Origin of the sequence: Rhodopirellula maiorica SM1 (genome assembly GCF_000346295.1) — a bacterium.
GTDB lineage: Bacteria > Planctomycetota > Planctomycetia > Pirellulales > Pirellulaceae > Novipirellula > Novipirellula maiorica.
The window spans coordinates 1-5753 of the sequence record NZ_ANOG01000475.1; the positions used below are offsets into that span (position 1 = coordinate 1).

Below are 5753 nucleotides of genomic sequence, written 5' to 3' on the forward strand. Positions count from 1 at the left end.
GCCTGCCAAACACAAAAAAGAGGAGGCGGGAGCCTCTGCAGCAGTGCGTTACCAGGCGAGAGCTTGGTAACGAGGACCACACCTGGTTCCAAGGCTCCCCGCTTGCGGAGCGTAAAAAACTTCTGAAAACCTGCGCTGGCGTTTCACCCAATCTAAACAAGCGTTCTCTATTATTCCGGGCAAGTGGAAATGGTGACGGCTTCTCACCAGAGAAGTGCTTCACAAGCAATGCTCCTCACTACAAAGGACGATTGGCATGGACGTAGCCAATGCGACACCGGTACGTACACTTTTGGTAAGTGACGTACACCTCGGTTGCAAGCATTCGCAGTCTCGCAAATTCCTTCATTTCCTTCGTCAATTTAATCCCGAGTCGCTATACATCGTTGGCGATTTTATCGACACGTGGAAGATCAATACCGGTTGGTATTGGCCACGCGATTGCGACGAGATCATTTCACATCTCGTTGCGCTAGCTCAGCAAGGCACGAAGATTCACTACGTCCCCGGCAATCACGATTCCTTTTTGCGGAACCCGGCGCTACGAGCGTTTTTGCCAACTGATCTGCCGAAATTCGAAGTTGGTAACGAATTTGTTTTCGAAACCCTTGGCGGATGGCGTTTCCTGGTCACGCATGGCGATTTGTTTGACGTGTTCGAAACACGTGCCCAGTGGGCATCGCGAGGCAGCTCGATCTTTTACGATGCATGCTTGAGTGCGAATTGGTGGTTCCACCGCATCTTGCTTGGCGAAGACCGTAACCCCTACGGCATTTGTGCGATTTTGAAAGACCGCGTCAAACGATGTGTTCGTTTCATCAGCAGCTACGAGGCCAAGATCATGCAACACGCTCGCGTTCGCGATTGCGACGGCGTGATCTGTGGCCACATCCACACCCCCGACATCGTTTCCAACGACTCGATGGTCTACTGTAACACCGGCGATTGGGTCGAAAACTGCACCGGCTTGGTCGAGTCCAACGATGGACGTATCCACTTGCTACAGCGTTACGGCGAAGACGTCCTGCTGGATCTGCCAAGCCGGAATCTGCCGCTAGAACCTTGCCTCGAAAACGAAGTGGCGGAAGAGGTTGCCGCCTAGTCTCGCCTCGTCTCTTGATCTCGAATCGAAAGAGTATTTGATGGTTGCCCCGAAAGTGTCCCAATGGATTGGACAAAAATGCTTTTCCGCCGTTCACCAACGAAACCTTGTCTACAACACCTGCTGGGAAGACCCGCGGATTGATCGCGAAGCACTCGAGTTGACTTCGGACGACTCCGTGTTGGTGATCACGTCGGCTGGCTGCAATGCACTGGACTATGCACTGCAGTCGCCGAAAAACGTGTTTGCCGTGGACATGAACCCGCTGCAAAACGCACTTTTAGAACTCAAGATCGCCGCGATCAAATCGATCGATTTCGCCGACTTCTTTCAGGTCTTCGGACGCGGTCATCACCCGAACTGGAACGCACTTTATCACGATTCGATTCGTCCCGAATTGGACCCGCAATACCACGACACGTGGGATCGACGAGCCGATTTTTTCACCGGAAAGTCGCGTCGCAGCAGTTTCTATTTTCGCGGTACCAGCGGTCTGTTCGCTTGGATGATCAACGGCTACCTGAATCGATCACCCGGCCTACGTGATTCGATCGAAGCCATCTTGGCAGCCGAATCGGTCGAACAACAACACGAAATTTACGATGAACACGATATCAACCGGCGACTTTGGCGCAAGCCGCTTCGCTGGATACTGCGACGCGATTCCACCATGGCAATGCTGGGCGTGCCTCGCAGTCAACGAAACCAACTCGATCAAGATTTCCCCGGTGGAGTGAGCGGGTTCATTCAAGATCGTATTGAAACAGTTTTCAAACGTATCCCGCTACGAGACAACTATTTCTGGCGTGTCTACCTCACCGGTCAATACACCCCGCAGTGCTGTCCTGAGTATCTGAAACCCGATAATTTTCAGAAACTAAAAAACGGGTTAGGTCGACCGAGTTCACACCCAAACGGATACGGTAGAAGGCTTTCTGTCGAAGCACGAGCAACCGATCTCACGCTTTGTATTGCTCGATCACATGGATTGGCTCTACTCGCGGTACCCCGAGCTATTGGCGAGCGAATGGCAGAGTATCGTCAATCGAGCCTCGACGAACAGCCGCGTTCTATGGCGAAGCGCGGCACTGGATGTCGACTTTGTTGATCCACTACGAGTCAGCATCGAAGGGAAAACGGTTTCGCTTGGCGAATTGCTGAATTATCATAGCGACTTGGCGACCGACCTGCATTCCCGCGACCGCGTCCACACCTATGGCAGTTTTTACATTGCCGATTTGGCCGCAACATCCAACATCACAGGGGTGGCCGCGTGAGTCAGAGCATCCCCTCAGTTTCCGGCAATCCATCGCGTCGTGCCGATCTGCGAGTCCTTTGGCACTTGTTGTTCCACCGAGTCCGAGGAGCAACGCATGCCGAGCGGCTCGAAAGTTTCTATGGTGGCCAAGCCACCGATTACGACTCGTTTCGCGAACGGATGCTTCACGGCCGCAAAGAGCTGATCTCGTGGATCGATTTCCCGGACGATGGCGTTTGGTTGGATATCGGTGCCGGCACGGGAACGAACCTGTCCTTCGCTGGCGATCAGACTAAAAAACTTCGCAGCGTCCACCTTCTCGATCTCTCTCCGTCGCTATTAAGTGTCGCAGACCAGCGGATTCGCGAATCGGGATTTGACAATGCCCAGACGCATCTTGCCGACGCGACGACATTTTCGCTGCCGCCGGAAAGCGTCGACGTGATTACGCTGAGCTATTCGCTGACGATGATTCCCGATTGGTTCCAAACGCTAGCGCTTGCCGAAGCCATGTTAAAACCCGGCGGGACAATTTCGGTGGTCGACTTTTATGTCTCGCGAAAACATGCCTCTACGGGCCACCGGCAACACAGTTGGTTGCGACGAGCGTTTTGGTCCCATTGGTTCGCCGCGGACAATGTGTTTCTGACCAGCGACCATCTTGCGATGCTGCACCGGCGATTCCCGGTTGGCCGCTGCGAAGAACGCTTTGGCAAGGTCCCCTATCTGCCGCTGTTGCGAGCTCCGTACTATCTGTACCTCGGCCGCAAACCCTCTTCGTAGCAGAAGCCGTCAACGGCTCGTTGGCTTAGGCTGACTTTATAATGCTTCGTTTAACCGTTAGCCGATAGGCGTACGCTAACAGATGCGAGTACGCCTTCGGCTGACTGTTAAACGATTAATTTAACAAACCGCCAAGAGTTTCGGCCGGTCTCCCCCCGATCCCCGAAAGTCTTCGCGACTATCGCTACGTTTAGGATCGATGATCGCATCTACCGCTGTCCCCACTGACGGACTTGCGGCAAATTTCGATACAGCAACCACGTGTAGAGACGCCGCGGCAGGACGCATCGCAACCATGCGAATGCGACCGCATCCAAACTGCCATACACTCGCAGCGGTGGTGAATTGGATCTCGCAATTCGGATAACCTTGCGTGCCACCGAATCGGGAGTGGCAAGAGCACGATTCATCATCTTGCCAATGAATTTTTCCATGTGGTAGTAATGTTCATGATATGGGTCACTGCAATCGATCGATGCTCTTGCACTCATCACCGTGTAGGGCACCTTCGCAAACGCATCGGATCGCATGAACCCCGGTTGCACCAGAGTCACCGAAACATTCCATGGTTTCAGTTCGTAATAAAGTGCCTCGCTGGCACCTTCCAACGCAAACTTGGACGCCGAGTAAACTGACATCGTTGGCATCGCCATCATCCCACCCACTGACGAAATGTTGACAATCCTTCCACATCGCTTGGCACGCATACCAGGCAACACACAACGTATTAATTCAAGTGGCGAACGAAAGTTGATGTTCATCTGATGCAGTCGCTCCGGCTCCGTCACATGTTCGACACATGAACGGTAGGCCACCCCGGCATTGTTGATCAGAATGTCGACTCCACCGAGCTTAGCGTCGATCTCGGCAACCAACTCACATCGCTGTTTTGCATCGGTCACCTCCAAGGGACGTATCCAGATCGTCTCGCTCGCTTTAATCCCTTGCTCTTGGAACCGAGTCAACGAGGACCCGCGAGCGGTCAAGACGATGTGGTATTGCTGCCGCTCTTGTTCGGCGATCAGTTGCCGTGCCAACGCCAAGCCCAAACCCACCGATGCCCCGGTAACCAACACAACGCGACGACGATCCGGCGGATGTGTGAGCCGATACCCAGCCGCTTCGGCTTTCACACGAGCCCGTTCCAGCAACATCGCATCAGGCTTGTGCATCGCTCGATTCCCTGCGGTGTTTAGATTACGCCTGCTACTTTCGTAGTGGAACTCGCCAAAGTTCCTGGCGTTTAAACCGTAAATACGAGAATTCAGGCGAATCCCACTACTCGAGCATCACCGAATGGGTGCCAAAGTAGATGGTATGGAGCTCACGGATGGCCGACGACAAAAGCGACCCGTTTGGCTCAAAGTCAAACCGACCCAACGCATCTCCTATGCCAACCGACCCAAACGAGCATCGTGGGAGAGAACAAGGCGACATTTTGGCGTAAATACACGGTATAGACGTGCATTTACTGCTGAATGTTCTTGATAGAGTGACACGCAACATCTGCACAGAAAGCAGGCGTACCGATGTCGCGGTGCCTCAAGGGCAAGCACATCAAGTTCAAGTAGCACCGGTTCCTACCGGCCACTCGCGGCCACTCACCTCTTAATCTTAATCCTACTCCTAATCTTAATCCCGTCCGAGCAAGCTCCCCGCGCGCCCGTTCGTCCACCACCGAAAGAAGATAAGGATTAGGATTAAGAATAAAAAGCGACGTGGGCACTGGCCCCGCTCGAACTCGGGATTCAACCGAAACACTACGCTTCCAGCAGTCTTGCCAGTGTGGTCGCCAAACCGCGCAGCGCGTCTTTGTCAGGCAAGCTGATCGTCAACTGCGGACGGCCTTCGCTATCCGTCTCGACACACTCGCCTAGTCGCTCGGTCAACCGATCCACGATCTCACTTGACGGCGAGGCGTCTCCAGGTTTGTTGATCAACTCGCCAGCCAATGCAAGTGCCGCCCCGACCAGCTGGCCACTCGCTGCGGATACTTTCTCGCGACGTTGACGCAACTGTTCTGTTTCCGCCTCAACCCTTCGTTGCTGACTCTGGTCCACCGGCGCCGTCGGCGCCGGACCAATGATTTGCTCCAACCGCCGTTTCAGCTCTTCCATCCCGCTGAACAGTTCGACCGACTCGACATCACTCTGCATGTCGAGCGACGCATTGGCCAAATCTTGCTTGGACGCCAACGTATCCAGCAACTTCTCTTCGATCGTTGCTGTGGTCACCAGTTTGTAAACATGCACAGGATTCTTCTGCCCCATCCGGTGAGCTCGCGCAATCCGCTGCTCCAACACCGCCGGGTTCCAGGGCAGATCGACGTTGATCACCGTATTGGCACTCTGCAAATTCAATCCGGTAGAACCGGCGTTGGTCATCAAGATCACACGGCACTCGGGATCGTTTTGAAATTGGGCCACAATTCCAGCCCGTTTTTTCGTGGCACCTGTCCATCGAGTCGCACATAGTCGCACCCGATCTGGTCCAACCGCCGCTGGACACGATCGAGCATACGACGCCATTCGCTGAACACACAATTTTCCGAGTCGGATCGGGAATCAATCCTTCGAGCAACTCGCCGAGTCGCTCCAGCTTGCTGCTGTA

Annotated in this window: 6 protein-coding genes and 1 pseudogene; 4 read left to right on the forward strand and 3 right to left on the reverse strand. The window is 54.1% G+C overall.

Translation table 11 applies throughout. The features are described 5' to 3' along the window. Positions 1-256 precede the first annotated feature (256 nt). From RMSM_RS14965 to RMSM_RS14975, 4 genes and pseudogenes are all read left to right on the forward strand, one after another. Entirely contained in the window at positions 257-1102 is an 846-nt protein-coding gene (locus tag RMSM_RS14965) for a UDP-2,3-diacylglucosamine diphosphatase (protein WP_008697669.1), read from the forward strand. A 40-nt stretch (positions 1103-1142) separates the two neighbouring features. Then, positions 1143-1934, forward strand: a pseudogene (locus RMSM_RS43405) (DUF3419 family protein); the annotation flags it as partial. 103 nt (positions 1935-2037) lie between these two features. Next, positions 2038-2379 (forward strand): DUF3419 family protein, encoded by a 342-nt coding sequence (locus RMSM_RS43410; RefSeq protein WP_315850146.1) that lies wholly within the window; start codon positions 2038-2040, stop codon positions 2377-2379. Beyond that, positions 2376-3143 (forward strand): class I SAM-dependent methyltransferase, encoded by a 768-nt coding sequence (locus RMSM_RS14975; RefSeq protein ID WP_008697672.1) that lies wholly within the window; start codon positions 2376-2378, stop codon positions 3141-3143. Before RMSM_RS43410 ends, RMSM_RS14975 begins: the two co-directional genes overlap by 4 nt. A 209-nt stretch (positions 3144-3352) precedes the next feature. On the opposite strand, the gene RMSM_RS14980 is transcribed toward RMSM_RS14975, so the two are convergent. From RMSM_RS14980 to RMSM_RS42620, 3 genes are all read right to left on the reverse strand, one after another. Continuing rightward, complete coding sequence (locus RMSM_RS14980; RefSeq protein WP_008697673.1) at positions 3353-4315, reverse strand: SDR family NAD(P)-dependent oxidoreductase; 963 nt, start codon at positions 4313-4315, stop codon at positions 3353-3355. Positions 4316-4903: 588 nt separating this feature from the next. Further along, positions 4904-5569, reverse strand: coding sequence for a helicase-related protein (locus RMSM_RS14985; protein WP_236622148.1), 666 nt, complete (start codon positions 5567-5569; stop codon positions 4904-4906). Continuing rightward, the coding region (locus RMSM_RS42620; RefSeq protein ID WP_236622149.1) for a P-loop NTPase family protein at positions 5533-5753 on the reverse strand (221 nt) is incomplete at its 5' end. The genes RMSM_RS42620 and RMSM_RS14985, both read right to left, overlap by 37 nt.